The 22,394-nt window shown below is 72.3% G+C and carries 23 protein-coding genes; 13 read left to right on the forward strand and 10 right to left on the reverse strand.

What is annotated here, in order from left to right; genetic code table 11:
• Positions 1 to 75 precede the first annotated feature (75 nt).
• The 3 genes from cofC to GIS00_RS20960 are packed head-to-tail and all read right to left on the reverse strand — an operon-like array spanning position 76 to position 2,034.
• Positions 76 to 702: a 2-phospho-L-lactate guanylyltransferase gene (gene cofC / locus GIS00_RS20950; RefSeq protein ID WP_322098234.1), complete on the reverse strand. Its 627-nt coding sequence runs from the start codon at positions 700 to 702 to the stop codon at positions 76 to 78.
• A 24-nt stretch (positions 703 to 726) separates the two neighbouring features.
• Entirely contained in the window at positions 727 to 1,794 is a 1,068-nt protein-coding gene (locus tag GIS00_RS20955; RefSeq protein ID WP_154770400.1) for a polyphosphate kinase 2 family protein, read from the reverse strand.
• A 48-nt stretch (positions 1,795 to 1,842) separates the two neighbouring features.
• The gene (locus GIS00_RS20960; protein WP_154770401.1) at positions 1,843 to 2,034 is read right to left on the reverse strand and encodes a hypothetical protein; all 192 of its coding nucleotides are present in this window, start codon (positions 2,032 to 2,034) and stop codon (positions 1,843 to 1,845) included.
• Positions 2,035 to 2,596: 562 nt separating this feature from the next.
• On the opposite strand from GIS00_RS20960, the gene rocD reads away from it, so the two are divergent.
• Positions 2,597 to 3,841, forward strand: coding sequence for an ornithine--oxo-acid transaminase (rocD, locus tag GIS00_RS20965; protein WP_322098235.1), 1,245 nt, complete (start codon positions 2,597 to 2,599; stop codon positions 3,839 to 3,841).
• Here the strand turns inward: rocD and zapE are convergent, their stop codons facing one another.
• On the reverse strand, positions 3,842 to 4,849 hold the full coding sequence (gene zapE / locus GIS00_RS20970; protein ID WP_322098236.1) for a cell division protein ZapE: 1,008 nt from the start codon (positions 4,847 to 4,849) through the stop codon (positions 3,842 to 3,844). It lies immediately after the preceding gene.
• Between the two features lie 93 nt (positions 4,850 to 4,942).
• On the opposite strand from zapE, the gene GIS00_RS20975 reads away from it, so the two are divergent.
• The 7 genes from GIS00_RS20975 to GIS00_RS21005 all read left to right on the forward strand — a co-directional run bounded on the left by GIS00_RS20975 (position 4,943) and on the right by GIS00_RS21005 (position 13,374).
• Positions 4,943 to 6,568, forward strand: coding sequence for an alpha/beta hydrolase (locus GIS00_RS20975; RefSeq protein WP_154770402.1), 1,626 nt, complete (start codon positions 4,943 to 4,945; stop codon positions 6,566 to 6,568).
• Between the two features lie 77 nt (positions 6,569 to 6,645).
• A complete protein-coding gene (gene msrB / locus GIS00_RS20980) occupies positions 6,646 to 7,059 on the forward strand; it encodes a peptide-methionine (R)-S-oxide reductase MsrB (RefSeq protein ID WP_154770403.1) in 414 nt (137 codons plus the stop codon).
• Positions 7,060 to 7,162: 103 nt separating this feature from the next.
• The gene (locus GIS00_RS20985) at positions 7,163 to 7,747 is read left to right on the forward strand and encodes a DUF3000 domain-containing protein (protein WP_154770404.1); all 585 of its coding nucleotides are present in this window, start codon (positions 7,163 to 7,165) and stop codon (positions 7,745 to 7,747) included.
• A gap of 209 nt (positions 7,748 to 7,956) precedes the next feature.
• Positions 7,957 to 8,637, forward strand: a complete 681-nt coding sequence (locus GIS00_RS20990) for a helix-turn-helix transcriptional regulator (RefSeq protein WP_322098237.1) — start codon at positions 7,957 to 7,959, stop codon at positions 8,635 to 8,637.
• Between the two features lie 122 nt (positions 8,638 to 8,759).
• A complete protein-coding gene (locus GIS00_RS20995) occupies positions 8,760 to 9,914 on the forward strand; it encodes an HRDC domain-containing protein (protein WP_322098238.1) in 1,155 nt (384 codons plus the stop codon).
• A gap of 94 nt (positions 9,915 to 10,008) precedes the next feature.
• Positions 10,009 to 11,250, forward strand: a complete 1,242-nt coding sequence (locus GIS00_RS21000) for a thiolase family protein (RefSeq protein WP_322098239.1) — start codon at positions 10,009 to 10,011, stop codon at positions 11,248 to 11,250.
• A 3-nt stretch (positions 11,251 to 11,253) separates the two neighbouring features.
• Entirely contained in the window at positions 11,254 to 13,374 is a 2,121-nt protein-coding gene (locus tag GIS00_RS21005) for a 3-hydroxyacyl-CoA dehydrogenase NAD-binding domain-containing protein (protein ID WP_154770405.1), read from the forward strand.
• Positions 13,375 to 13,385: 11 nt separating this feature from the next.
• Here the strand turns inward: GIS00_RS21005 and GIS00_RS21010 are convergent, their stop codons facing one another.
• Positions 13,386 to 13,568 carry a hypothetical protein gene (locus GIS00_RS21010; protein WP_154770406.1) on the reverse strand — a complete coding sequence of 61 codons (183 nt, stop codon included), beginning with the start codon at positions 13,566 to 13,568 and terminating at the stop codon, positions 13,386 to 13,388.
• Positions 13,569 to 13,701: 133 nt separating this feature from the next.
• Positions 13,702 to 14,913, reverse strand: coding sequence for a hypothetical protein (locus GIS00_RS21015; RefSeq protein ID WP_154770407.1), 1,212 nt, complete (start codon positions 14,911 to 14,913; stop codon positions 13,702 to 13,704).
• Between the two features lie 143 nt (positions 14,914 to 15,056).
• Between GIS00_RS21015 and GIS00_RS21020 the strand changes: the two genes are divergently transcribed.
• Positions 15,057 to 15,647, forward strand: coding sequence for a TetR/AcrR family transcriptional regulator (locus GIS00_RS21020; protein WP_154770408.1), 591 nt, complete (start codon positions 15,057 to 15,059; stop codon positions 15,645 to 15,647).
• Here the strand turns inward: GIS00_RS21020 and GIS00_RS21025 are convergent.
• The 4 genes from GIS00_RS21025 to GIS00_RS21040 all read right to left on the reverse strand — a co-directional run bounded on the left by GIS00_RS21025 (position 15,602) and on the right by GIS00_RS21040 (position 20,050).
• Positions 15,602 to 16,792, reverse strand: coding sequence for a sensor histidine kinase (locus GIS00_RS21025; RefSeq protein WP_154770409.1), 1,191 nt, complete (start codon positions 16,790 to 16,792; stop codon positions 15,602 to 15,604). The two genes, GIS00_RS21020 and GIS00_RS21025, sit on opposite strands and share 46 nt — an antisense overlap.
• The gene (locus tag GIS00_RS21030) at positions 16,779 to 17,450 is read right to left on the reverse strand and encodes a response regulator transcription factor (RefSeq protein ID WP_154770410.1); all 672 of its coding nucleotides are present in this window, start codon (positions 17,448 to 17,450) and stop codon (positions 16,779 to 16,781) included. Before GIS00_RS21030 ends, GIS00_RS21025 begins: the two co-directional genes overlap by 14 nt.
• A 2-nt stretch (positions 17,451 to 17,452) precedes the next feature.
• Entirely contained in the window at positions 17,453 to 19,402 is a 1,950-nt protein-coding gene (dxs, locus tag GIS00_RS21035) for a 1-deoxy-D-xylulose-5-phosphate synthase (protein ID WP_407666901.1), read from the reverse strand.
• Between the two features lie 222 nt (positions 19,403 to 19,624).
• Positions 19,625 to 20,050, reverse strand: coding sequence for a VOC family protein (locus tag GIS00_RS21040; protein WP_230313918.1), 426 nt, complete (start codon positions 20,048 to 20,050; stop codon positions 19,625 to 19,627).
• 40 nt (positions 20,051 to 20,090) lie between these two features.
• Here GIS00_RS21040 and GIS00_RS21045 point away from each other — a divergent pair, with 40 nt between their 5' ends.
• The 4 genes from GIS00_RS21045 (at position 20,091) to GIS00_RS21060 (ending at position 22,394) form a co-directional block, all read left to right on the forward strand.
• Positions 20,091 to 20,867, forward strand: coding sequence for a glycerophosphodiester phosphodiesterase (locus GIS00_RS21045; protein ID WP_255455156.1), 777 nt, complete (start codon positions 20,091 to 20,093; stop codon positions 20,865 to 20,867).
• 64 nt (positions 20,868 to 20,931) lie between these two features.
• Positions 20,932 to 21,393, forward strand: coding sequence for an SRPBCC domain-containing protein (locus GIS00_RS21050; protein WP_154770412.1), 462 nt, complete (start codon positions 20,932 to 20,934; stop codon positions 21,391 to 21,393).
• Between the two features lie 14 nt (positions 21,394 to 21,407).
• A complete protein-coding gene (locus tag GIS00_RS21055) occupies positions 21,408 to 21,812 on the forward strand; it encodes an ArsR/SmtB family transcription factor (RefSeq protein WP_154770597.1) in 405 nt (134 codons plus the stop codon).
• Between the two features lie 138 nt (positions 21,813 to 21,950).
• A complete protein-coding gene (locus GIS00_RS21060; RefSeq protein ID WP_154770413.1) occupies positions 21,951 to 22,394 on the forward strand; it encodes an SRPBCC family protein in 444 nt (147 codons plus the stop codon).

Below are 22,394 nucleotides of genomic sequence, written 5' to 3' on the forward strand. Positions count from 1 at the left end.
CCACGACGGTAACACCGCAGGCCGGACACCCCGGGCCGCCGACGTCCCGACCAGGCGTGACGGACGTGACTCCGCTCAGGCCGAGCGGGCCCAGCCGGCCAGCAGCGCGGCGGTCGCCGGTCCGAGGGTGCCCGTGGACGCACGCAGCTCGTCGAGGTCGCCGGGCAGGTCGACATCCCGCCTCAGCGAGGACCGGGCCCCGACCGGCAACGGGATGGCGCCGGCCTCCTGGTGCCGCCGGAAACTCGCCCCGCCGTAGTGCGGGTCCACCCGGTCGGCCCGGTCCGCCATCAGCAGGGTGGTGCCGATGGTGTCCCGATCGGGCACCACGGCGAACCCGCGACCGGTCCCGAGGTCCAGCGCCGCGGCCAGGTCGGCGGGATCCAGCCCGGGCAGATCGGCCGGCAGCACCGCGGCGGGCAGTGCCGGGTCCAGCTGATCGAGCCCGTCCCTGATCGCCGGGTTGAGCCCGACCGCCTCGGTGCGCCGCACCGTCACCCCCGCCAGGCCGGCGACCGGGTCCAGGTCGCGTACGTCCTCCGCCACCACCAGCACCGCGCAGACCCGGGCGATCGCCGACACCGTGTCCTGTGCGAACGCGGCCGCCAGCGCAGCACGCCGGTCGTCCGGCAGCTGCAACCGGCTCTTACCACGCCCGGTGTGCTTGACCGGGACGACGACCGTCAACGAGGGGAACCGCACGCCCCCATTGTCAGGCAGGGGGGATCAGAGCTGCTCCAGCCGGGCCCGTTCCGCCTCGACGTCGAAGTCCGCCGGCGGGAACTGCGGATCGATCCGCTCCAGGGTCTCGACCAGCAGCTGCGCGACAGCCCAGTTGCGGTACCACTTCTCGTCGGACGGGATGACGTGCCACGGCGCCACCAGGGTGTTGCACCGGCGCAGCACGTCGGCGTAGGCCGCCTGGTAGGCGTCCCAGTAGGCACGTTCGTCGACGTCGCCCGGGTTGTACTTCCAGTACTTCTCCGGGTCGTCCAGCCGGGCCAGCAGCCGCTCCTTCTGCGTCTCCGGCGAGATGTGCAGGAAGCACTTCAGCACCGTCACGCCCTGCCGGTACAGCCGCCGCTCGAAGGCATTGATCTGGGCGAACCGCTTGCCCCACACCGCGGGCGGCACGAGCTCGTGCACGCGCACCACCAGCACGTCCTCGTACTGCGAGCGGTTGAACACACCGATGACACCCGGCTCCGGGACCTGCTTCTCGATCCGCCAGAGGAAATCGTGCGCCAGTTCCTCCGCGGTCGGCTTCTTGAACGACGCCAGGTGCAGGCCGAGCGGGTTGACCGCGTCCAGCACGTGCCTGGTGACGCCGTCCTTCCCGGAGGTGTCCATGCCCTGCAGGATCACCAGCACCCGGCGCCGGTCGCCCGCCTGCCCCTGTGCGTAGAGCCGCTCCTGCAGCTGCGCCAGCCTCTCGCTGATGTCCTCCATCGCCTTCTCGGCCTGCTTCTCCGACTCCGGCCCGATGTCGGCGCCGACGGTGCTCCACGACGAGAACGGCGGCACCAGCCGCGGCACCCGGAAGGCCTCGGTCGCGCTCGACGGTCCTGCTCCGGTCCGCCGCTCCTGCAGATGGCCCGGGGCCGGCTTCGGTGCCGGCAGCCGACCGGGCCCGGTCGCGGGGAACGGCGGAGCCACTGCCACAGCCTTGTTGGCAGAGTCCTTCTTGGCAGAGTCCTTCTTGGCGGACTTCCTACCGGACTTCTTCGCCGACTCCTTGCGAGACTTCTTCGCCGCTTTCCCGGAGGGCCGTTCGCCGGCCTTGCTGGAACCCATCGCCCACCCTGGCACGCCACCCACCCCGAGGTCACGCGCACCGCCGGTTCAGAGCCGGTCGAGCGGCCCGCCGATGCCCGCGCTGGGCAGGTACACCTTGCGGTCCCGGACCTTGGTGCAGTCGGCGCAGGCCGAGTAGCCCTGCTTCTCCAGACCACCGGACTCGGGATTCGGATCCGGGAGGTCGAGCATCCGGTGCAGCCCCAGCCGGCAGCGCCACCGACCCGCACGCTCCCGCATCGCGCTCCTTCCAGGATCGCCGGACAGGCACCTCAGCCACATACACCAGGGAAACCGGACCCGGACACACCGGTCAGCGGAGCCTGAAAGCCCCACGGTACGCCGTCGGCCCAGCCCCGGGCAGGTCCGATCGGGCCGGATCACCGTCGTGACCTGGTCGGATGCGCCGAACGGATGCTCCGATCGGACCGATGGAACACCAATGCCGACCACGTTGGGACCGTGACGGGTGTCACTACCGACACGCCGATCCTGATCTTGGGTGACTCTCACCCGTCGGAGGGCCGAATCCTCCCTCAGGGGCGTAATGCCCCCTCCGGCGCAGGCCGTCGATGACGGAGCGTCAACTTTCCCGGTGCCGGACCGTCGGCGACCGACCTCCGCCGGCCGGCCCCCGGAACCACTCGAGCCCGCCACCCGATCGCGCAACGGATCGCCGCCACGATCGTGGATCGCACAACCAACCGTCCCAGGAACGCACGTCCGCCGTCCTGACAGCGGTCGGCCGCGTCCCTACCCTCGAGCCCACCACCCGTTAGGCACGACACCCACAGGAGCAGATGTGACCGCGCAGCCCGCGACCGACCAGGTGGACACCCGGGACCCCGGCTACTTCCTGGGCCTGGACGACACCTGGTGCGCGCACAACTACCACCCACTGCCGGTGGTCGTGGCCTCGGCGGAGGGCGCGTGGGTCACCGACGTCGCCGGCCACCGCTACCTGGACATGCTGGCCGGCTACTCGGCCCTCAACTTCGGCCACCGGCACCCGGACCTGATTGCCGCGACGATCGAGCAGCTGGGCCGGGTCACCCTGACCTCGCGCGCCTTCCACCACGACCAGCTCGGGCTGTTCTGCCAAGAGCTGGCCGAGCTCACCGGTACCGACATGGTGCTGCCGATGAACTCCGGCGCCGAGGCCGTCGAGTCCGCGATCAAGGTGGCGCGGAAGTGGGCGTACCGGGTCAAGGGCGTGCCGGAGAACCGGGCGCAGATCATCACCGCCGGCGGCAACTTCCACGGCCGCACCATCTCCATCGTCTCGTTCTCCGACGACCCGGTGGCCACCGCCGACTACGGCCCCTTCACCCCCGGGTTCGTGGCCGTGAAGTACGGCGATGCGGAGGCCCTGCAGTCCGCCATCAGCGCGGACACCGCCGCCGTGCTGCTGGAACCGATCCAGGGCGAGGCCGGTGTGCTGGTACCGCCGCCCGGCTACCTGGCCGAGGTCCGCCGGCTCTGCGACGAGCACGACGTGCTGCTGATCGCCGACGAGATCCAGTCCGGGCTGGGCCGGACCGGGGAGCTGCTGGCGCTGGACCACGATGGCGTGCGGGCCGACCTCTACACGCTCGGCAAGGCCCTCGGCGGCGGGATCCTGCCGGTGTCGGCGGTGGTCGGTCGGCGGGATGTGCTCGGTGTGCTGACCCCGGGCAGCCACGGGTCGACCTTCGGCGGCAACCCGCTGTCCTGCGCGGTGGGCCGGGCGGTCGTCGCCCTGCTGCGCACCGGCGAGATGCAGCAGCGGGCCCGGGAGCTGGGCGCGCACCTGCACGCCCGGCTCGGCGAACTGGTCGGCCACGGGGTGGCCGAGGTACGCGGCCGCGGGCTGTGGGCCGGGGTGGAGCTGTCCCCGGAGATCGGGCTCGGCCGGCCGGTCAGCGAGGAGCTGGCGCGGCGTGGGGTGCTGGTCAAGGAGACCCACGACACCACCCTGCGGTTCGCCCCGCCCCTGGTCATCACCCGTGACGAGGTGGACACGGCGGTCGACACCCTCGCCGCCGTGCTGCAGGAGATCCGCGGCTGATCAGGTCGCAGCCGCCCCGTCCCGGGCCAGCGCCAGCACCCGGGAGGTCGCCCGCAGGTACTTCTTGCGGTAGCCGCCGCGCAGCATCTCCGGGGTGAACAGCTCGTCCAGCGGGGCCCCGGACGAGCGCACCGGGACGGTCCGGTCGTAGAGCCGGTCGATCAGCACCACCCAGCGCAGCGCCGAGGCCTGGTCCGGGATCGCCGTGACGTCCCCGATGTGCACCGCCTCGGTCTCCAGGACCAGCCGGCCGTAGGTGGACTGGTGCAGCTGCGACAGCCGGGCGGTGAGCTGGGCGAACCCGTCCAGGGTCGCCCCCGGGGTGGACTCGGCGAGCGCCAGCAGCTCGGCCTCCGGCAGCGGCGCGGGTGCCTGCGCCAGCCCGGCGTGCCGGAAGTCCGGCCCGTCCACCCGTAGCGTGGTGAACCGCTCGGACAGGCCGCGGATCTCGCGCTTGAAGTCGTCGGCGGCGAACCGGCCCTCGCCGAGCTTGTCCGGCAGCGTGTTGGAGGTCGCACAGAGCGCCACCCCGGCATCGGAGAGCGCCCCCAGCAGCCGGGTCATCAACATCGTGTCGCCGGGATCGTCGAGCTCGAACTCGTCGACGGCGAGCAGCCGGTGCCCGGAGAGCCGCCGCACCGTCTCGGCGAAGCCCAGGGCCCCGACCAGGTTCGTGTACTCGACGAACGTGCCGTACGCCTTCGGGCCCGGCACCGCGTGCCACAGCGAGGCCAGCAGGTGGGTCTTGCCGACACCGAACCCGCCGTCCAGGTACACGGCACCCGCGGGGACGGCCGTCTTGCGGAACAGGCCGGTCTTCTTCGGGGTGGTGATCCGACCGGCGAAGGCCTCCAGTTCGGTGAGCGCCGCCTGCTGGCTCGGCTCGGTCGGCGCGGGCCGGTAGGTGGAGAACCGGGCCGCCTGGAAGCGGGGCGGTGGGACCAGACCGTCGATCAGCTCGTCGGGGCTGACCACGGGCTGGACATCGACCAGATGCGCGACGGACACGGTCGGGAAGCCTACGGCCCACACGCACCCCCGGGTGGTGCATGCGGCGGGGATCGCACCCGGGGCACACCCGGTCCGTGATCAGATGGCCGGGTGACGTGGCGGGCAGGACGACAGGGACACGGCCGCCGGCGGCTTTCGACGACCGGCACGCTCGCCCTGCTGGTCCTGCTGGCCGGCTGCACCATCGGCCCCTCCCCCGCCCCTGACCTGGTCGTCTCCGGTGCCGGACCGGCCACCACCCCGGCGACCGCGACGAGCGACACCCGCCCGGTCGGGCCGGGTGGGCCGGGCCGCACCGCGGAGCCGCTGGACTTCGCCGACTGCCCGTTCGACTACGACAGCACCGGACCCACCGACCCCACCGGACCCACAGGCTCGGAGCGCACCTTCGTGATCGACTGCGCGAACCTGGTGGTACCGAAGATCTACGACGCCCCGAACGACCCCGGCACCTTCTCCATCAGCGTGGCCCGGGCCCGCGCGGAGAACACACCGCAGGACGCCCCGATGCTGGTGGTGATGCTCGACGACCCGGGCGAGCACCCGGCGTCGGCGATCGCCGCGGTGGCCGGCTCGCTGCCGGCCGCGCTGCTGGAGCGGTTCCGGATCGTGACCATGGACTACCGCGGGACCGGGGACTCCGCACCGGTCGCGTGTGTCAGCGGCGCCACGGCCGACGACATCCTGTCGCTCGGTGCGGACCCGGCGAGCGACGCCGCCCTGCAGCTGCTCACCTCGGTGTCCCGGTCGCTGACCTTCGACTGCGGTGACCTGGCCGAGGACGACCTCACCCGGTTCGCCACCGTGCCGACCGCCGACGACCTGGACACCCTGCGGGCCGCCCTCGGCGCCGAGACCCTGGACCTGCTCGGCCGCGGCCACGGCGCCACCCTCGGCGCCGTCTACGCCGAGCGGTACCCCGGCCGGGTCGGCGCCCTGGTGCTGGACACGCCGGCCGATCCGCGGCTCACCCCGCAGGACCGGGCGACGGCCTCGGCGGAGGCGGCGGAGCAGACCTTCGACTCCTTCGCCGCGGCCTGCGCCGACTTCGACGGCGGTTGTCCGCTCGGTCCCGACCCGCGGGCGACGGTGAGCCGGACGGTCGCCGCGCTGGGAGATTCCGGCACCCTCTCGAACGACCGCCAGCTGATCTCCGGCGGCAGCATCCTGCTCGCCACCATGCTCGGCCTGGGCTCGCCGGACACCTGGCCCGCCCTGGCCCGGGCGCTGGCCGACGCCGACACCGGTGACGTCGACGCGATCGCCAACCTCCTGCTCGCGGAGGCCACCCTGCCCGACGCCGGGGACCGGTTGTCCGCCGGGATCCTTTACGCGTGCAACGACTCCGCGCAACGGTTGAGCGGCACCGAACTGCAGCAGGCCGCCGCCACGGCCGGCGAGCAGGCCCCCCTCTTCGGCCCGTTCGCGGCCTCCACCGTGGGGCTCTGCGCCGGCTGGCCGGCACCGTCCACCGCACTCAGCGGGGTCACCGCGGTGGGTGCCGCGCCGGTCCTGGTCCTGGGGTCCGTCGACGACCCGGTCACCGCGTTCACCGGGGTCCGGTCGCTGGCCGGCCAGATGAACTCCGCGGTGCTGCTCAGCTGGCAGTCCGCCACCCACGGCAGCTACCCGGCGAGCGCCTGCATCACCGGCTTCGTCGACGACTACCTGATCGACGGCACCGTCCCCGGCAACGACCAGCTCTGCCCACCCTGAGGCCAACGCCGAGCCCACCCTGAGGCCTACGCCGAGCCCGCCCTGAGCCGCCCCGGGCCGCGCGTACCGTGGTCGGTATGTCGACCCCTGCGAAGATCGTCCGCACCGAGGAAGAGTGGCGTGCCCGCCTCGACCCGCTCGAGTACCACGTGCTGCGCGAGGCCGGCACCGAACGCCCCGGCACCGGCGAGTACACCGACACCGAGACGGTCGGCGTCTACCACTGCCGGGCCTGCGGCGCCGAGCTCTTCCGGTCCGAGCAGAAGTTCGCCTCGCACTGCGGCTGGCCGTCGTTCTACGCGCCGTCCGACTCGGACAACGTCACCCTGATCGAGGACCGCAGCCTGGGCATGCACCGGATCGAGGCGCGGTGCGCGACCTGCGACTCGCACCTCGGGCACGTCTTCACCGGCGAGGGCTACCCCACCCCGACCGACCAGCGCTGGTGCATCAACTCCGTCTCGCTGACCCTCGAGCCCGCCGGTCAGTAGGTCTCGGTAGGGCGCCGGTCAGTAGGGAACAGCAGGGCGCAGTAGCTCCCCCGACGGCGTGGGATCCCCGTCGCCGTCGGTGCCCGGTCGTACTGTCCGGATCATGACCACCTCCGCCATCCCGACCGCCCCCGCCGAGTTCCGCGAGGCACTCGACGCGCTCGCGGGAGCGGAGGTCCGGCCGGAGATCGAACTCGGCTCGCTGCCCGCCCCCACCCGGCTGGCACCGTGGACGCACGCCCTGTCCGCCGCGGTCGTCGAGGGCGGCGACCGTCCGGAGTCGGGTAGTGGTCGATTCGTCCTTTTGCACGACCCCGATGGAGTGTCGGTGTGGAACGGCACTCTTCGTATCGTCATCTTCGTGACCGCCGAGATCGACGCGGATCTGGCCACCGACGCCCTGCTGCCGGAGGTCGCCTGGAGCTGGCTGACGGACTGCCTGGATGCCCGGGATGCCGGATTCACCGCTCTCGGCGGCACCGTCACCGCCACCTCATCGACCCGGTTCGGCGACATCGCCGGTCCGCGGAGGACCGATGACCTGGAAATACGCGCCTCGTGGACGGCGACGGACTCCGATGCACTCGCCCACCTGATGACTTTCACCGATCTGCTCGCGGTCGCCGCAGGGCTGCCACCCGAGGGCGTCGCAGCCATCGGATCGGGTCTTCCCCCGAATGTACGATGACCCTGATTACTGATCGTCAACAATGACCACATCGTGTGCTTGACCACTGAGAGCGGTCCGCAGGACACTGAATGCGACAAGGCGCCCGAACCTCCGTTCGGGAGCCACCACCACCGGGACCGGCGGAAGAGCCGATCCGGAACGGACCCTCGGGGACGGGCCGGGCACTTCTCCATCAACCGTGACACACGCTTCGGGAGGCGTTGACGGTGAATGTTTCAACACTCGGATCCATCGGGACCGACCAGCAGCTGACGCGCAACGGCGACGAGCTGCCCATGATCACCGGGATGCTGCCGGCGCAGCGCACCCCCACGATGGACAGCTACACGCAGCCCGCGCTGCGTGGGGCCACCATCCTGCTGGTGGATCCGGACCGAGCCACTCGGGAGCCCCTGCAGACCAGCCTGATGGACGTCGGCGTCGGTGCCGTGCTCCAGGCCGGTTCGCTGTCCGCCGTCAACGAGCTCATCGCCCGCGGGGAGACCGGTGACCTGGCCCTGGTGAGCCTGGCCAACGGCGCGGACTCCGCCCGCATCATCAGCACCCTGCAGCGTTCCGGCTGGACCCGGGTGCTCGCGCTGGCCCCCACCGCCGACATCGGACCGGTCATCGACGCCGTCGGCGCCGGCGTCAACGGTGTGCTGATCGGCCGCCGGGCCAACCCGGCCGCGGCCAACATCCCGCACACCATCCACGACCTGTCCTCGCGGGAGATCGAGGTCATCCGGCTGGTGGCCGATGGCCGCTCCAACAAGTGGATCGGCGACCAGCTCTCGCTGTCAGCCCTCACCGTCAAGAGCCACCTCGCGCGCATCGGGCGCAAGCTGGGCACCGGCGACCGCGCGCACATGGTCGCGCTCGCCATGCGCGCCGGGGTCATCTCCTGAGTCGTCCTACCGCACCTCAGCTCGAACACCCGGACGCCGCTTCCACCGAGTCAGCACCAGTCGACACGGAGGAAGCGGCGTCCGGGCGTGACGTCGTTCCCCTGCTCGTCCCGCAGGACGGCGTGCCCGACCCGATCACCGACCCGCTGGTGCTGCTGGACTGGGCGCGCCGGCTGGCCGAGCCCGGCGGTCCGGTCGCCCTGGACGCCGAGCGGGCCTCCGGTTTCCGCTACGGCTCCCGGGCCTATCTGGTGCAGCTGCGCCGCCCCGACCTGGGCACCGCACTGTTCGACCCGATCGCGCTGGGCGACCTGGCCGTGCTCGACGACCCGCTCGCCGGGTCCGAGTGGGTGCTGCACGCCGCGAACCAGGACCTGCCGTGCCTCGCCGAGATCGGGATCCGGCCGCGCACCCTGTTCGACACCGAGCTGGCCGGCCGGATCGCCGGGCTCCCCCGGGTCGGCCTCGGGCCACTGGTGGAGCAGATGCTCGGTCTCGGCCTGGCCAAGGGGCACGGCGCGGCCGACTGGTCCACCCGACCGCTGCCGCACGACTGGCTCGCCTACGCGGCGCTCGACGTCGAGGTGCTGATCGAGCTCCGCGACGCGATGGCCGACCTGCTGCGCTCCCAGGGCAAGCTGGAATGGGCCGAGCAGGAGTTCGCGGCGATCGTCGCGGCGCCGGCGCACCCGCCGCGAGTCGATCCCTGGCGGCGCACCTCCGGCATCCACAAGATCCGGGACCGGCGGCGGCTGGCCGCCATCCGTGAGCTCTGGCTGGTCCGCGACGACGCCGCCAGGCGGCGCGATCTCGCCCCGCACCGGGTGCTGCCCGACTCGGCGATCGCCGCCGCGGCGCAGGCCCTGCCGTCCGACCGCAACGCACTGCTCGAGCTGCCTGTGTTCTCCGGCCGCATGCAGCGCCGCCAGGCGCACCTGTGGTGGGACGCGCTCGAGCGGGCCAAGCGGCTCCCGGACAAGGACCTGCCGCCGGTCACCCTGCCCTCGGACGGGCCGCCGCCGGCCAACCGCTGGTCGGTCAAGGACCCGGCCGCCGCCGCCCGGCTCGCCGCGGCGCGCGCCGGCCTGGCCGCGCTGTCCGAGCAGCACGGCGTCCCGGTGGAGAACCTGCTCAGCCCGGAGCTGGTGCGGCGCACCCTGTGGCGCCCGCCGGCCGGTACCGACATCGAGGCGGCGCTGATCGACGGCGGTGCGCGGCCGTGGCAGGTCGAGCTCACCGCCCCGGTGCTGCGCGGTGCCCTCGACGCGACGGCCTGACCTCCCGGCACCTCTCGACGCGCTAAGTTACCGGCGAGTAGCATCTTCGGTAGCATCGGCTGGGACACCGTCGCAGAGGCAAGGGAGCACTGGCGTGAGCACACGATCCGCGTCCGCAAGAACACTCACTTCGAGAACGCTGCGGGACGTCGTCTTCGTCGAGGGGGTGCGCACCCCGTTCGGCAAGGCCGGCGACAAGGGGCAGTACGCGCAGACCCGGTCCGACGACCTGATGGTGAAGGTGATCCGGGAACTGCTGCGGCGGCACCCGGAACTGCCGCCGGAGCGGATCGACGAGGTCGGGGTCGCGGCCGCCACGCAGACCGGTGACCAGGGCCTGACGATCGGCCGAACGTCGGCCATCCTGGCCGGATTGCCGCGCAGCGTACCGGGTTTCGCCATCGACCGGATGTGCGCCGGTGCGATGACCGCCGTCACCACCGTTGCCTCCGGCATCGTGGCCGGCGGGTACGACGTGGCGATCGCCGGCGGCGTCGAGCACATGGGCCACCACCCGATGGGCGAGGGCGCGGACCCGAACCCGCGGTTCGTCGCTGACCGGTTGGTCGACCCGTCGGCGCTGAACATGGGCTCGACGGCGGAGAACCTGCACGACGAGTACCCGGCGCTGACCAAGCAGCGCGCCGACTCCTACGCCGCGTCCAGCCAGGACAAGTACGCGAAGGCCTGGGCCAACGGGAAGATCCAGCCGGACTTCGTCTCCGTCGCCACCCGGTCCGCCGACGGCTGGGGCCTGGCCACCGCCGACGAGATGCCGCGCCCGGGAACGACTGTCGAGGCACTGGCCGGGCTGCGCACGCCGTTCCGGCCGCACGGCCGGGTCACCGCAGGCAACTCCTCGGGACTCACCGACGGCGCCACCGGCTGCCTGCTGGTCGCCGCGGACGTGGCCGAGGAGCTGGGGCTGCCGGCGCGGATGCGCATGGTGTCCTTCGCCTTCGCCGGTGTGGCCCCGGAGACGATGGGCACCGGCCCCATCCCGGCCACCGAGAAGGCCCTGGCCAAGGCAGGTCTCACCATCGGCGACATCGGGCTGATCGAGATCAACGAGGCGTTCGCCGTGCAGGTGCTCGCCTTCCTCGACCACTTCGGTCTGGCCGACGACGATCCGCGGGTGAACGAGTACGGCGGCGCGATCGCGATGGGCCACCCGCTGGCCTCCTCCGGGGTGCGGCTGATGAGCCAGCTGGCGCGGCAGTTCGCCGACCACCCGGAGGTCCGCTACGGGCTCACCACCATGTGCGTCGGGTTGGGCATGGGCGGCACCGTCGTCTGGGAGAACCCGCACTTCAGCGCCAACACCGAGGGAGTCTGAAACATGAACGCCCCCACTGCACTTCCTGCTGCCGGTCCGGAAGCCAAGGCCGAGGTCGTCACCACCGCGCACCTGCGCCTGGTCGACGTTCCCGGACTGCCGAAGCCGGTCGCCCTGATCACCATCGACAACGGCCGTGACCACACCCGGCCGTCCACCTTCGGACCGGAGGGTCTGCGCAGCCTGAACGCCGCCCTGGATGCCGCCTTCGAGGCGGCACCGTCGGCGATCGCGGTGACCGGCAAGCCGTTCGTCTTCGCCGCCGGCGCCGACCTGAGCCAGATCGGCCTCATCCAGGACCGCGAGACCGCCCGGGACATCGGCGTTCTCGGGCACTCCACGTTCAAGCGGCTGCACGACTCGGAGATCCCGACCTTCGCCTTCGTCAACGGCGCGGCCCTGGGCGGCGGTGTCGAGCTGGCGCTCGGCTGCCACTACCGGACGCTGGCGTCGAACACCGCGATGGTGGCGTTGCCCGAGGTGTTCCTCGGCATCCTGCCGGGCTGGGGCGGCACGCAGCTGCTGCCGCGGCTGGTCGGGCCGGAGAACGCGGTCACGATCATCGTGGAGAACTCGCTCAACCAGAACCGGATGCTCCGACCCAAGGACGCGGCCCGGCTCGGTGTGGTGGACGTGGTGCTGGACGCCGCCGACTACCTCGAGCAGTCGCTGGCCTGGGCGGCCGCGGTGGTCAACGGTGCGATCGCGGTGCCGCGCACCGACCATCGCGCGCCCGGCACGGAGGCGGAGTGGGAGGCGGCGCTGCAGCGCGGTGCGATCATCGCCGAGATGCGCACCCACGGCGCCTCTCCCGCGCCGGCGAAGGCGCTGGAGCTGATCGCGCTGTCCCGCACCGCGGACCTGGAGACGGGGCTGGCCGCCGAGGCGGAGGCACTCGCCGACCTGATCACCTCGCAGGAGTTCCGGGCCGGATTGTACTCGTTCGACCTGACCCAGAAGCGCGCCCGCCGGCCCGCGGGGGCGCCGGACAGGAAGCTGGCCCGGCCGGTCACCAAGGTCGGGGTGATCGGCGCCGGCCTGATGGCCGGTCAGATCGCGCTGCTGTTCGCCGAGCGGCTGAAGGTGCCGGTGGTGCTCACCGACGTCGACCAGGCCCGGCTGGACAAGGGTGTCGCGGGGGTGCACCGGAAGATCGCCGAGCGCGCGGCGAAGGGCCGGCTCACCCCGGCACAGGCCAACCGGCTCACCGCACTGGTCACCGGATCCCTCGACTACCAGGCGTTCTCGGACACCGACTTCGTGATCGAGGCGGTGTTCGAGGAGCTCTCGGTCAAGCACCAGGTGCTGGCCGAGCTGGAAAAGGTGGTGTCGCCGGAGGCGGTGCTGGCGTCCAACACCTCCTCGCTGTCGCTGACCGCGATGTCGCAGCACCTGGAGCACCCGGAGCGGGTCATCGGTTTCCACTTCTTCAACCCGATCTCGGTCATGCCGCTGCTCGAGATCGTCCGCACCGCAGCCACTTCCGACAGCACGGCGGCCACCGCCGTCGCGCTGGCGGCAACGCTGAAGAAGGGCCCGGTGCTGACCGCCGACGCCCCGGCGTTCGTGGTCAACCGGCTGCTGACCCGGTTCATGGCCGAGATCATCGCGGCCATCGACGAGGGCACCGACCCGGCGGTCGCCGACGGCGCCCTGGCTCCGCTGGGCCTGCCGATGACACCGATCATGCTGCTACAGCTGGTCGGCCCGGCGGTGGCGCTGCACGTGACGGAGACGTTGCACGAGGCGTTCCCGGACCGGTTCCAGGTCTCGCCGAACCTGCAGCGGATCGTCGCCGACGGGCACCGCACGCTGGTCTCGTTCACCGACGAGGGCGTGCAGGTGCTGGACCCGGCGGTCGCGGTGAACTGGGAGCAGGGCACCACACCGTCCACCGCCGAGCAGGTGCGGGACCGGGCGCTGGACGCGCTGGCCCAGGAAGCCAGGCTGATGCTGGACGAGCAGGTCGTCGCGGACGCCGCGGACATCGACCTCGCCCTGCTGACCGGCGCCGGCTGGCCGTTCTGGCTCGGCGGGATCACGCCCTACCTGGATCGCACCGGTGTCTCGGAGCGGGCCACCGGCCGCCGGTTCGCGCCGCCCGGGGTGGCCACCCTGCCGTAGGGCGCGGGCGGTCAGTCCTCGAAGAGATCGTCCCAGAAGCGCTGCCAGAAGGTGCGGTTGTCATGCGGCTGACCCCAGTCGTGGGCCGAGCGCTGCCGCTTCTCGACGCCGCCGACGACCGGCGCCAGGTCGTCGGTGTGCAGTTCCTCCGTACGATCGGCGCCCAGCGGCGCGGTGGTGCTGCTGTCGGTCATGGCCGGACCCCCTCCTGTCGTGGCCGGTTCGTCGGCCCCAGGTGCGAGGGTATCCACCCGGATGCGCCGGGTCAGTCGCTGTGACGAGTGAGGAATTGACACGTCCGGGCGGAGTTCCCGGAGGTGGTGGCGGTCATCGTCGGTCGCGGCGGGCGGTGACCAGCAGGACGACCACCAGGGCGAGACCGGCGGCGGTGAGCAGCAGCGCGGCTGCGGCCACCGCCGCCGGCAGCCCGGTGACGAGGCCGAGGGCGCCCGCGCCGAGCACCACCACGGCGGAAACGCCGTAGGAGACACCGGCGTACAGCGAGGTGGTGGTGCTCTGCCGGGTCGGGGTGACCCCGCGGGTGAACAGCACCATGGCGCCGCGGTAGGCGACGGCGGGCGCGGCCGCCGCCAGCACCGCACCGAGGTGGGCCAGCGGCAGCGAGGACAGCAGCGCCGCGGCGGCCAGCAGCGCGGCACCGACGGCGCCGCAGGTGGTGCCGGCGGTCAGCTCGTACCCGCGCAGCCACCGCAGTCGTGGAGCGAGAACCGACAGCGCCCAGGCCGCGGCCAGGAAGGTGAGCACCGAGGCGGTCGCGCCGAGGATCCCGGTCCCCGGGTCCCTTTCGCGCAGCAGCGCCGGCAGCAGGCCGAGCACCAGTCCGGGCAGCGACCAGGCGATCGCCCCCGCGACCAGGGCGAGCACCCGATGGTGCCGGGGCGCCGGCAGCGCCAACGTGGTCACCGCCCCCGCTGCCTGGACGGGCCGGACGGCAGCTGGAGGTGCGAGCACCGCGAGGACCGCCAGCACCGCCGCGGTGACCCCGGCGTGCCAGAGGTAGACGTGATGGGCGGCGCCGAGGGCCGCGAGCAGCACCGCCAGCCCGGTGCCGAGCACACCGCCGATGACGTTGCCGGAGGCCACGCTCCCCCGGCCCCGGTCCCCGATCATCCCGACGACCAGGCTCGCGGCCGCGCCGGTGGACAGCGCGACGCTGATCCCGGACAACGCGCGCCCGACGCCCGCGGTCACGGTGCTGTCGGCCAGCTCCATGACGATGTCGCCGGTGACCGCGACCGCGAGGCCCGCCAGCAGCAGTGGGCGGGAGTGCACCGCGATCCGCGGCCGGGCACCGATCAGCAGCAGCGGGACCAGCACCAGCAGGTAGGTCGAGAACAGCAGCGAGAGACCGAAACTGCCGGTGCCGAACGACTCCCGGTAGACCGGCAGCAGCGCGGTCGGCAGGTTCGGTCCGGCGATCACCAGACAGAAGGCCAGGCACACCCACCGCGCATGCGCCGTCGCGCTCACCGCCCGGAACCGCCCGGGTATTGCCGCATTCAAGGGTGCGATCGCCACTGCCACTCCCTCCACCGCCCAATCAATCCAAGAACTTCTTCTCATCTTCGGGTCGATCGGACCTACAGGCAAGACTCAATCGAGAAGTTCTGCCCACATCACCCGGACCTCGACGCCCGGCGCCGGGATGGCACAGTGAGCGGATGAGCGGTCCGACCCTGCGCAGCGACGCCCTGCGTACCCGGGAACGGCTGTTGGAGGCGGCCGGCGACCTGCTGGAGATGCGCGGGCCGGCGTTCACCCTGCCGGAGCTCGCCCGGCACGCCGGGGTCGGCACGGCCACCGTCTACCGGCACTTCACCGACGTCGCGGATCTGTTCTCCGCCTTCGAGTCCCGAGCCATCGCCGCCCTGGTGGCGGCCATCGACGAGGCCGGGACGGCCGGTGGCGCCCGGCAGTCGTTCGACCGGATCTGCGCGATCTGGATCCGCCGGTCCGTGCGGGAGTCGGCGGCCGCCCGGTTCCTGCGGTCGCACCGTGGCCTGCTGGAGCGCTACCGCAGCGGGGACCCGGGCATCGTGGCGCTGATCGGCCGACTGGTGGCGACACTGGAGGCGCTGATCGCCGCAGGCCTGCTGCCGGAACAGGACCCGGTGGCGGCCGCGCTGGTCTGGATGACGCTCTTCGACGAGCGGACCACGGTGGACCTGAGCCGGATCCATGCCTGGACCACCCGGCGGATCACCGACTACCTGTCCGCCGCCGTGCTCGGCGCCCTCCGCGCAACGGCCTGATCGACCGGCAGCTCCACCCGGACCTTCAGGCCGCCCTCCGGCCGGGCCTGCGCCCGCGCGTTCCCGTTGTGCGCTGCGGCGACCGCCCGGACGATGGACAGGCCCAGACCGCTGCCCCGGTGCCCGGTGCGGGCCCGCTCGCCCTGCCGGAACGGCTCGAACAGCTGCGCCACCATGGCCGGGTCGATGAGTGTGCCGCCGGAGCTGACCTCGACGAATGCGATGGTGCCGGCGGTCCCGGTCTGCAGGTGCAGGTCGCCGCCGGGCACGTTGTGCCGGACGCCGTTCTCCACCAGGTTGCCGATGATGCGTTCCAGCAGTGCCTGGTCGCCGCGCACCGGGGCCGGCTCCAGGTCGGTGCCGACCTCGATCCCGCGGGCGATCCGTTCCGCGTCCACGGCACGGACGGCCGGGCGCACCAGGTCGGACAGGTCGACCGGGCGACGTTCCGAGACACCGCTGCCCTGGGTGCGGGCGAGCACCAGCAGCGAGGTGAGCAGCCGGTCGGCCCGGTCGGTGGCCTCCCGGACCACCTCGGCCATCCGGCGCAGCTCGGCCTCGTCGGTGGTCGGGTCGGCCAGGGTGACGTCGACCTCGGTGCGGATCACCGACAGCGGGGTGCGCAGCTCGTGCGAGGCGTTGGCGACGAACCGCCGCTCCGCCTCGAAGGCGGCCTGCAATCGGGCCAGCATCTCGTCGAAGGTGTCGGCCAGCTCGGCGACCTCGTCCCGTGGGCCGTCGAGCGCGATGCGCCGGTCGAGCGAGGACTCGGACAGCCCGCGCGCGGCGGTGGTGAGCGTCGACAGCGGGCGCAGGGCCCGGCCGATCAACACCCAGGACACCAGGCCGCCGGCGATCAGCAGCAGCGGGAAGGCGATCGCGCCGACCACCAGCACGATCTCGCGGCCCTGGGTGACCACCCGGTCGCTGTAGGCGGCGGCCTCCAGGGTCTCCCCCTGCACGACCACGAGGGTGCCGTCGGCGAACCGGGGCAGGGCGCTGACCACCCGGCCGACCAGCAGGTAGGTCAGGGCGAGCATCAGCACGGCCACCGGCGCCAGCAGCGCGGTGGCGAGCAGGGTCAGCCGCAGGCGCAGCCCGCCCCGGCTGCCGCGGCGAGGTGCCGGCCGATCAGCCGGCGGCATCCACCGGTACCCGGTACCCGGCGCCGACGACGGTGTCGATCAGGCCGGGCTCGCCGAGCTTGCGCCGCAGGGTCATCACGGTGACCCGGACGGTGGTGGTGAACGGGTCGGCGTTCTCGTCCCAAACCCGCTCCAGCAGCTCCTCGCTGGAGACCACCTGGCCACCGGAGGACATCAGCACTTCCAGCACGCCGAACTCCTTGCGGGTCAGCTCGACGGAGCGCCCGGACCGGGTCACCGTGCGGCGGGCCGAGTCCAGCTCCACGTCACCGGCCTTCAGCACCGGCGGCGCGGCCGGGGTGGCACGGCGGCCGAGCGCCCGCACCCGGGCGACCAGCTCGGGGAAGGCGAAGGGCTTGGCCAGGTAGTCGTCGGCGCCCAGGGACAGGCCCTCGACGCGCTCGTCGATCCCGGAGGACGCGGTGAGCATCAGCACCCGGACGATGTCGCCGGCCGAGATCAACTCGCCCAGCAACTCGTCGCCGTGCATACCCGGCAGGTCGCGGTCCAGCACGACAACGTCGTACCGGGTGAAGGTGGCCTTCTCGTGGCCCTCGTTGCCGTCGTAGGCGACGTCGACGGCCATGCCCTCGGACCGCAGTCCGCGTGCGATGGCGTCCGCCAGCCGCTGCTCGTCCTCGACCACCAGCACCCGCATGTTCAGCCCTCTCCTGCCGCCCGCCGCTCCGGCACGTCCTGTCCGGAACCGCCCGTGTGCTCCCGCGACTGCGGGAACGTCCTGGCGACAGTTTCGGTGATTCGTCTGGCAACCGCCTGTGCAGTCAGTCCCAGATCGGTGAGCAGGTCGCCGCGGGACGCCGCCTCCAGGAACTCCTGCGGCAGCGCCAGCACGGTCACCGGTACGCCGGGGACGCGGTCCGTCAGCAGGTCGGTGACCGCGGCGCCGACGCCGCCCTGGCGGCCGCCGTCCTCCAGCGTGACCACGAGGCGGTGCTGCGCGGCGAGCAGCGGCAGCGCAGTCGGCACCGGCAACGCCCACCGCGGATCGACGACGGTGACGCCGATGCCCTGGTCGGCGAGGCGGGCCGCGGCGTCCATCGCGGCGCCGGCGAACGCGCCCACCGCGACCAGCAGCACGTCGTGCTCCTGGCCGGCAGCGGGCTCGGCCAGCACGTCGACCGACCCGACCCCACCGGCTGCCGGGACCAGTCGATCCTCGTCGGCGACGATGCGGCGGACGGCCGGGATCGGTTCCGGCACAGCACCTTTCGGGTAGCGCAGCAGCGTCGGGCCGTCCTCGACGGCGATGGCCTCGGCGAACAGCTCGGCCAGCAGCTGCCCGTCCCGCGGCGCCGCGGCGGACAGGCCCGGCACCAGCGCCGCCAGCGAGAGGTCCCACATGCCGTGGTGGCTGGGGCCGTCCTCACCGGTCACCCCGGCCCGGTCCAGCACCACGGTGACGCCGAGACGGTGCAGTGCGGCGTCCATCAGCAGCTGGTCGAAGGCCCGGTTGAGGAAGGTCGCGTAGAGCGCGACGACCGGGTGCACCCCGCCCATCGCCAGGCCGGCGGCCGAGGTCAGCGCGTGCTGCTCGGCGATGCCGACGTCGTGGAAGCGGTCGGGGAACTCGGCGGCGAAGGCGTCCAGCCCGGTCGGCCCGCTCATCGCGGCGGTGATCGCGACCAGGTCGTCGCGGTCCCGGCCGGCCCGGACCAGCTCGTGCGAGAACACCCCGGTCCAGGTGGCCGTGGGCACCGCCACCGGCCGGCCGGTCAGCGGGTCGAAGGCGGGCGGCGAGTGCATCTGCTCGAGGTCGTCGTTCTCGGCCGGCGGGTAGCCCTGGCCCTTGCGGGTGAGCACGTGCACCAGCACCGGACCGCGGAAGCCCTTGGCCCGGCGCAGCGCCTGCTCGAGCTCGGCGATGTCGTGGCCGTCGATCGGGCCGAGGTACTTCAGGCCGAGGTCGGCGAACATGACGGGCGGCAGCAGCCAGTCCTTCACCGCGGTCTTCATGGCGTGCAGGGCGGAGTACATCGGCCCGCCCACCACCGGCGCCTTCGGCAGGGTGTGCTTGACCTGGTCCAGCAGCCGCTCGTAGCCCGGCTTGAGGCGCAGCGCGGCCATCCGCTGGGCCATCCCGCCGGTGGTCGGCGCGTAGCTGCGGCCGTTGTCGTTGAGCACGATGACCACCGGGCGGTCCTTGGCCGCGGCAATGTTGTTCAGCGCCTCCCAGGCCATGCCGCCGGTCATCGCGCCGTCGCCGATGACGCCGACCACGGTCCGGTTCCGCTCGCCGCGCACGGCGAAGGCCTTGGCCAGCCCGTCGGCGTAGGACAGCGAGGTGCTGGCGTGCGAGTTCTCCACCCAGTCGTGCACGGACTCCTCGCGGCTGGGGTAGCCGGAGAGCCCGCCGCGGGTGCGCAGCGCGCCGAAGCCGTCGGAGCGGCCGGTGACGATCTTGTGCACGTAGGCCTGGTGACCGGTGTCGAAGACGATCGGGTCGGCCGGCGAGTCGAAGACGCGGTGCAGGGCCAGGGTCAGCTCGACGACGCCGAGGTTGGGGCCGAGATGGCCGCCGCGGACCGAGACCTGCTGCACCAGGAAGTCACGGATCTCCGCCGCCAGTGCGGTGAGCTGCTCCGGATCCATCGCCCGCACGTCGGCCGGTGAGGTGATGCGGCGGATCAGGTTCTTCTCGCTGCGCCCTGACGGCACGACACCTCCTGTTGCTCGTCCCGCGACCGTCGGCGGACGGGCGCGCTCGTGGACCGACGGTACCGCCCGGCGCCCCTGTGCGTGACCGCCGGACCGCGCAGACGATCCTTCCGTGGACGATCGGCACCCGGTCGGGGTTGCCTGTCGGCAGACCTTTCAGCAGACGCAGAACTCGTTGCCCTCCGGGTCGGCCATGACGATGTGGTGCCCGTCGACCTCGGCCAGCACACCTGCGCCCAGACCGATGAGCTCCGCACTGCGCGCCACGATCGCCGGCCACTTCTGCTCCGCCGGCAGGTCGGCGCTCACCCGGACGTCGATGTGCAGCCGGTTCTTCGCCGTCTTCGGCTCCGGGACCTGCAGCAACGACAGCCGCGGCCCGATCCCGTCCGGGTCGTGCAGCCAGGCACCGTCGTCGTCGTCCTCGTCCGGGTCGATGCCGAACGAGGCGACCCACTCCTCGCGGGTGGCGAACGGCGGCGGTGGCGGCTCCTCCTCGTAGCCCAGCGCGGCCTTCCAGAACTCCGCCATCACCGGGACGTCGGTGCAGTCCATCGTCAGCGCCATCCGCATGCCCGCCATGTCCTTCATCCTTCACCCGGGTGCCCTAGTCTGCGCGGCCATGGAGTCCCTGCTGCAACGAGGCGGCCTGCCGCTGGTGATCGCGCACCGCGGCGCCAGCGCCGCCGCCCCGGAGAACACCCTGGCGGCCTTCGAACTGGCCCGGACCTCCGGCGCCCACTGGCTGGAGACGGACGTGCAGCCCACGGCCGACGACGTGCCGGTGCTGCTGCACGACGACGACGTCGACCGCACCACCGACGGCAGTGGAGCCGTACGGGAGTTGCCCGCGCACGACGTGGCCGTGCTCGACGCGGGGTCCTGGTTCTCCGGAGACTTCGCCGGTGAGCGCGTCCCGGAGCTGCAGCAGTTGCTCGCCGCCCCGGCGATGACGGACGACGGTCGCCGACTGCTGCTGGAACTCAAGGGTGCACACACCGCGCGGCAGGTGGGAGCGGTGATCGAGGTGCTGCGGGCGTCCGGTCTCGACGACCGGGTGCTGCTGCAGTCGTTCGAGGTGGATGTGCTGCGGATCGTCCGGGAGCTGCTGCCCGGGCGCGACATCGGGCTGCTGGTCGAGGATCTGCACGACGATCCGGTGGCGGTGTGCCGCGAGCTCGGCGCGGTCACCTACAACCCCGACCACCACCGACTGCTGGATCGCCTGGTCTCGAGCCCGGATCTGGTCGAGACCCTGCACGCCGCCGGGATCGCAGTGATGGTCTACACCGCCGACGACCCGGCGCACTGGACCGCGCTGGTCGCGGCCGGTGTCGACGGCATCATCACCAACCGGCCTGCGGAGCTGGTGCAGTTCCTGCAACAAAAGGTTGCATGACTGCGCTGCTCCGGCTATCTTCAAATGCAACGAACGGTTGCACACCCTGGGAGCTGAGGCCGGCATGGAGATGGGTTCGATCCACCGCGAGATGTACGTCGAGGCCTCGCCGGAGGTGGTCTTCGAGGTGCTGAGCAGCCCGGAGCACCTGCGCGAGTGGTGGTCGGACGATGCCGTGTTCGACCCGGAGCCGGGCTCGGCCGGGACGTTCCTGTGGCAGCAGCCGGACGGCAGCACGAACGACGTGCAGATGGCCGTCGTCGAGTCCGATCCGCCCCGGCGGTATGCGTTCCGCTGGGGTCATGACGCCGGCGAGACCGCGACGCACGGCAACTCCCTGCTGGTCACCTTCGACCTGGTCCCGACCGGCAGCGGCACCACGATCCGGTTGGTCGAGACCGGCTTCCGGGAGCGTGGTTGGGAGGTCGCGGTGCTCGAGCAGCAGTACCGCGAGCACGAGGGCGGCTGGACCAGCCAGATGGCGCGGTTCGAGTCCCACCTGTTGCGGGTGGTGTCGATGCGATGAGCGGTGGCAGCGCGATGACCGCACCGGTGCCGGACGACGCGGTGCCGGACGACGCGGTGCCGGACGACGATCTCTGGTCCGCCATCGGCGATCCCACCCGGCGGCGGATGCTGGACCTGCTGTTGAGCTCCGGCGGCGGCACCGCGACGACGCTGAGCGCCTCGCTGCCGGTGACCCGGCAGGCGGTCGCCAAGCACCTGAGCACCCTGCGCCGCGCCGGCCTGGTGCAGGTCACGCCGATCGGCCGCGAGATGCGTTACACCGTCGACGATGCCCAGCTCGCGCGGGCCGCCGCACAGCTGGCGGACGTCGGCGCCGCCTGGGACGGGCGGCTGCGCCGGATCAAGCGGCTGGCCGAGACCATCCAGCAGGCGAAGGACAAGCAGCAGAAGCCTTCTCCCGACCGACCCCATCCGTAATACGGCGCTCATCTGCCACACCGGACTGTCCTGCCACACCACGCTGTTCTGCCACGACCGCCGCCTCTCTCACAGCGGTTCTCGTGCCACGGTCGCCCCGACCGCGGCGCTCTTCACCCACGCCCGAGGAGTTGCACCATGCCCGACATCCTGCACCGCATCTACGCCCCGACTCCGCCCGACGAGGTGTTCCGCGTGCTCTCGACGGTCGAGGGCCTCGCCGCCTGGTGGACCGAGGAGACCACCGGTGCGCCCGGCGAGGTCGGCGGGACGATCGAGTTCCGTTTCCCGAAAGGCGGTTTCGACATGACCGTCGACGCACTCGAGCCCGGCCGGGCGGTCCGGTGGACGGTGGTGGACGGCCCCGAGGAGTGGGTCGGCACCGGGATCACCTTCGACCTCCGGCCGGAGGACGACGGCACGACGGTCATGTTCGTGCACCGCGGCTGGCGGGAGCCGGTCGACTTCATGTACCACTGCAGCACGAAGTGGGGCATGTTCCTGATGAGCTTGAAGTCGTTGCTGGAGACCGGGTCCGGCCAACCGGCCCCGCACGACGTGAAGATCGACAACTGGAACTGA

This window comes from Nakamurella alba (assembly GCF_009707545.1).
Classification (GTDB): Bacteria; Actinomycetota; Actinomycetes; order Mycobacteriales; family Nakamurellaceae; genus Nakamurella; species Nakamurella alba.

What these genes read in the sequence shown, in the direction of transcription:
- GIS00_RS21040 (WP_230313918.1), bottom strand. Translation starts at nt 20,050, where the DNA reads ATGGCGGGCATGCGGATGGCGCTGACGATGGACTGCACCGACGTCCCG.
- GIS00_RS21025 (WP_154770409.1), bottom strand. Translation starts at nt 16,792, where the DNA reads ATGCCGCCGGCTGATCGGCCGGCACCTCGCCGCGGCAGCCGGGGCGGG.
- GIS00_RS20960 (WP_154770401.1), bottom strand. Translation starts at nt 2,034, where the DNA reads ATGCGGGAGCGTGCGGGTCGGTGGCGCTGCCGGCTGGGGCTGCACCGG.
- GIS00_RS21010 (WP_154770406.1), bottom strand. Translation starts at nt 13,568, where the DNA reads ATGACCGACAGCAGCACCACCGCGCCGCTGGGCGCCGATCGTACGGAG.
- GIS00_RS21045 (WP_255455156.1), top strand. Translation starts at nt 20,091, where the DNA reads ATGGAGTCCCTGCTGCAACGAGGCGGCCTGCCGCTGGTGATCGCGCAC.
- GIS00_RS21030 (WP_154770410.1), bottom strand. Translation starts at nt 17,450, where the DNA reads ATGCGGGTGCTGGTGGTCGAGGACGAGCAGCGGCTGGCGGACGCCATC.
- GIS00_RS20985 (WP_154770404.1), top strand. Translation starts at nt 7,163, where the DNA reads ATGACCACCTCCGCCATCCCGACCGCCCCCGCCGAGTTCCGCGAGGCA.
- GIS00_RS21050 (WP_154770412.1), top strand. Translation starts at nt 20,932, where the DNA reads ATGGAGATGGGTTCGATCCACCGCGAGATGTACGTCGAGGCCTCGCCG.
- GIS00_RS21020 (WP_154770408.1), top strand. Translation starts at nt 15,057, where the DNA reads ATGAGCGGTCCGACCCTGCGCAGCGACGCCCTGCGTACCCGGGAACGG.
- GIS00_RS20955 (WP_154770400.1), bottom strand. Translation starts at nt 1,794, where the DNA reads ATGGGTTCCAGCAAGGCCGGCGAACGGCCCTCCGGGAAAGCGGCGAAG.
- GIS00_RS21060 (WP_154770413.1), top strand. Translation starts at nt 21,951, where the DNA reads ATGCCCGACATCCTGCACCGCATCTACGCCCCGACTCCGCCCGACGAG.
- msrB (WP_154770403.1), top strand. Translation starts at nt 6,646, where the DNA reads ATGTCGACCCCTGCGAAGATCGTCCGCACCGAGGAAGAGTGGCGTGCC.
- dxs (WP_407666901.1), bottom strand. Translation starts at nt 19,402, where the DNA reads ATGGATCCGGAGCAGCTCACCGCACTGGCGGCGGAGATCCGTGACTTC.
- GIS00_RS21005 (WP_154770405.1), top strand. Translation starts at nt 11,254, where the DNA reads ATGAACGCCCCCACTGCACTTCCTGCTGCCGGTCCGGAAGCCAAGGCC.
- GIS00_RS21055 (WP_154770597.1), top strand. Translation starts at nt 21,408, where the DNA reads ATGACCGCACCGGTGCCGGACGACGCGGTGCCGGACGACGCGGTGCCG.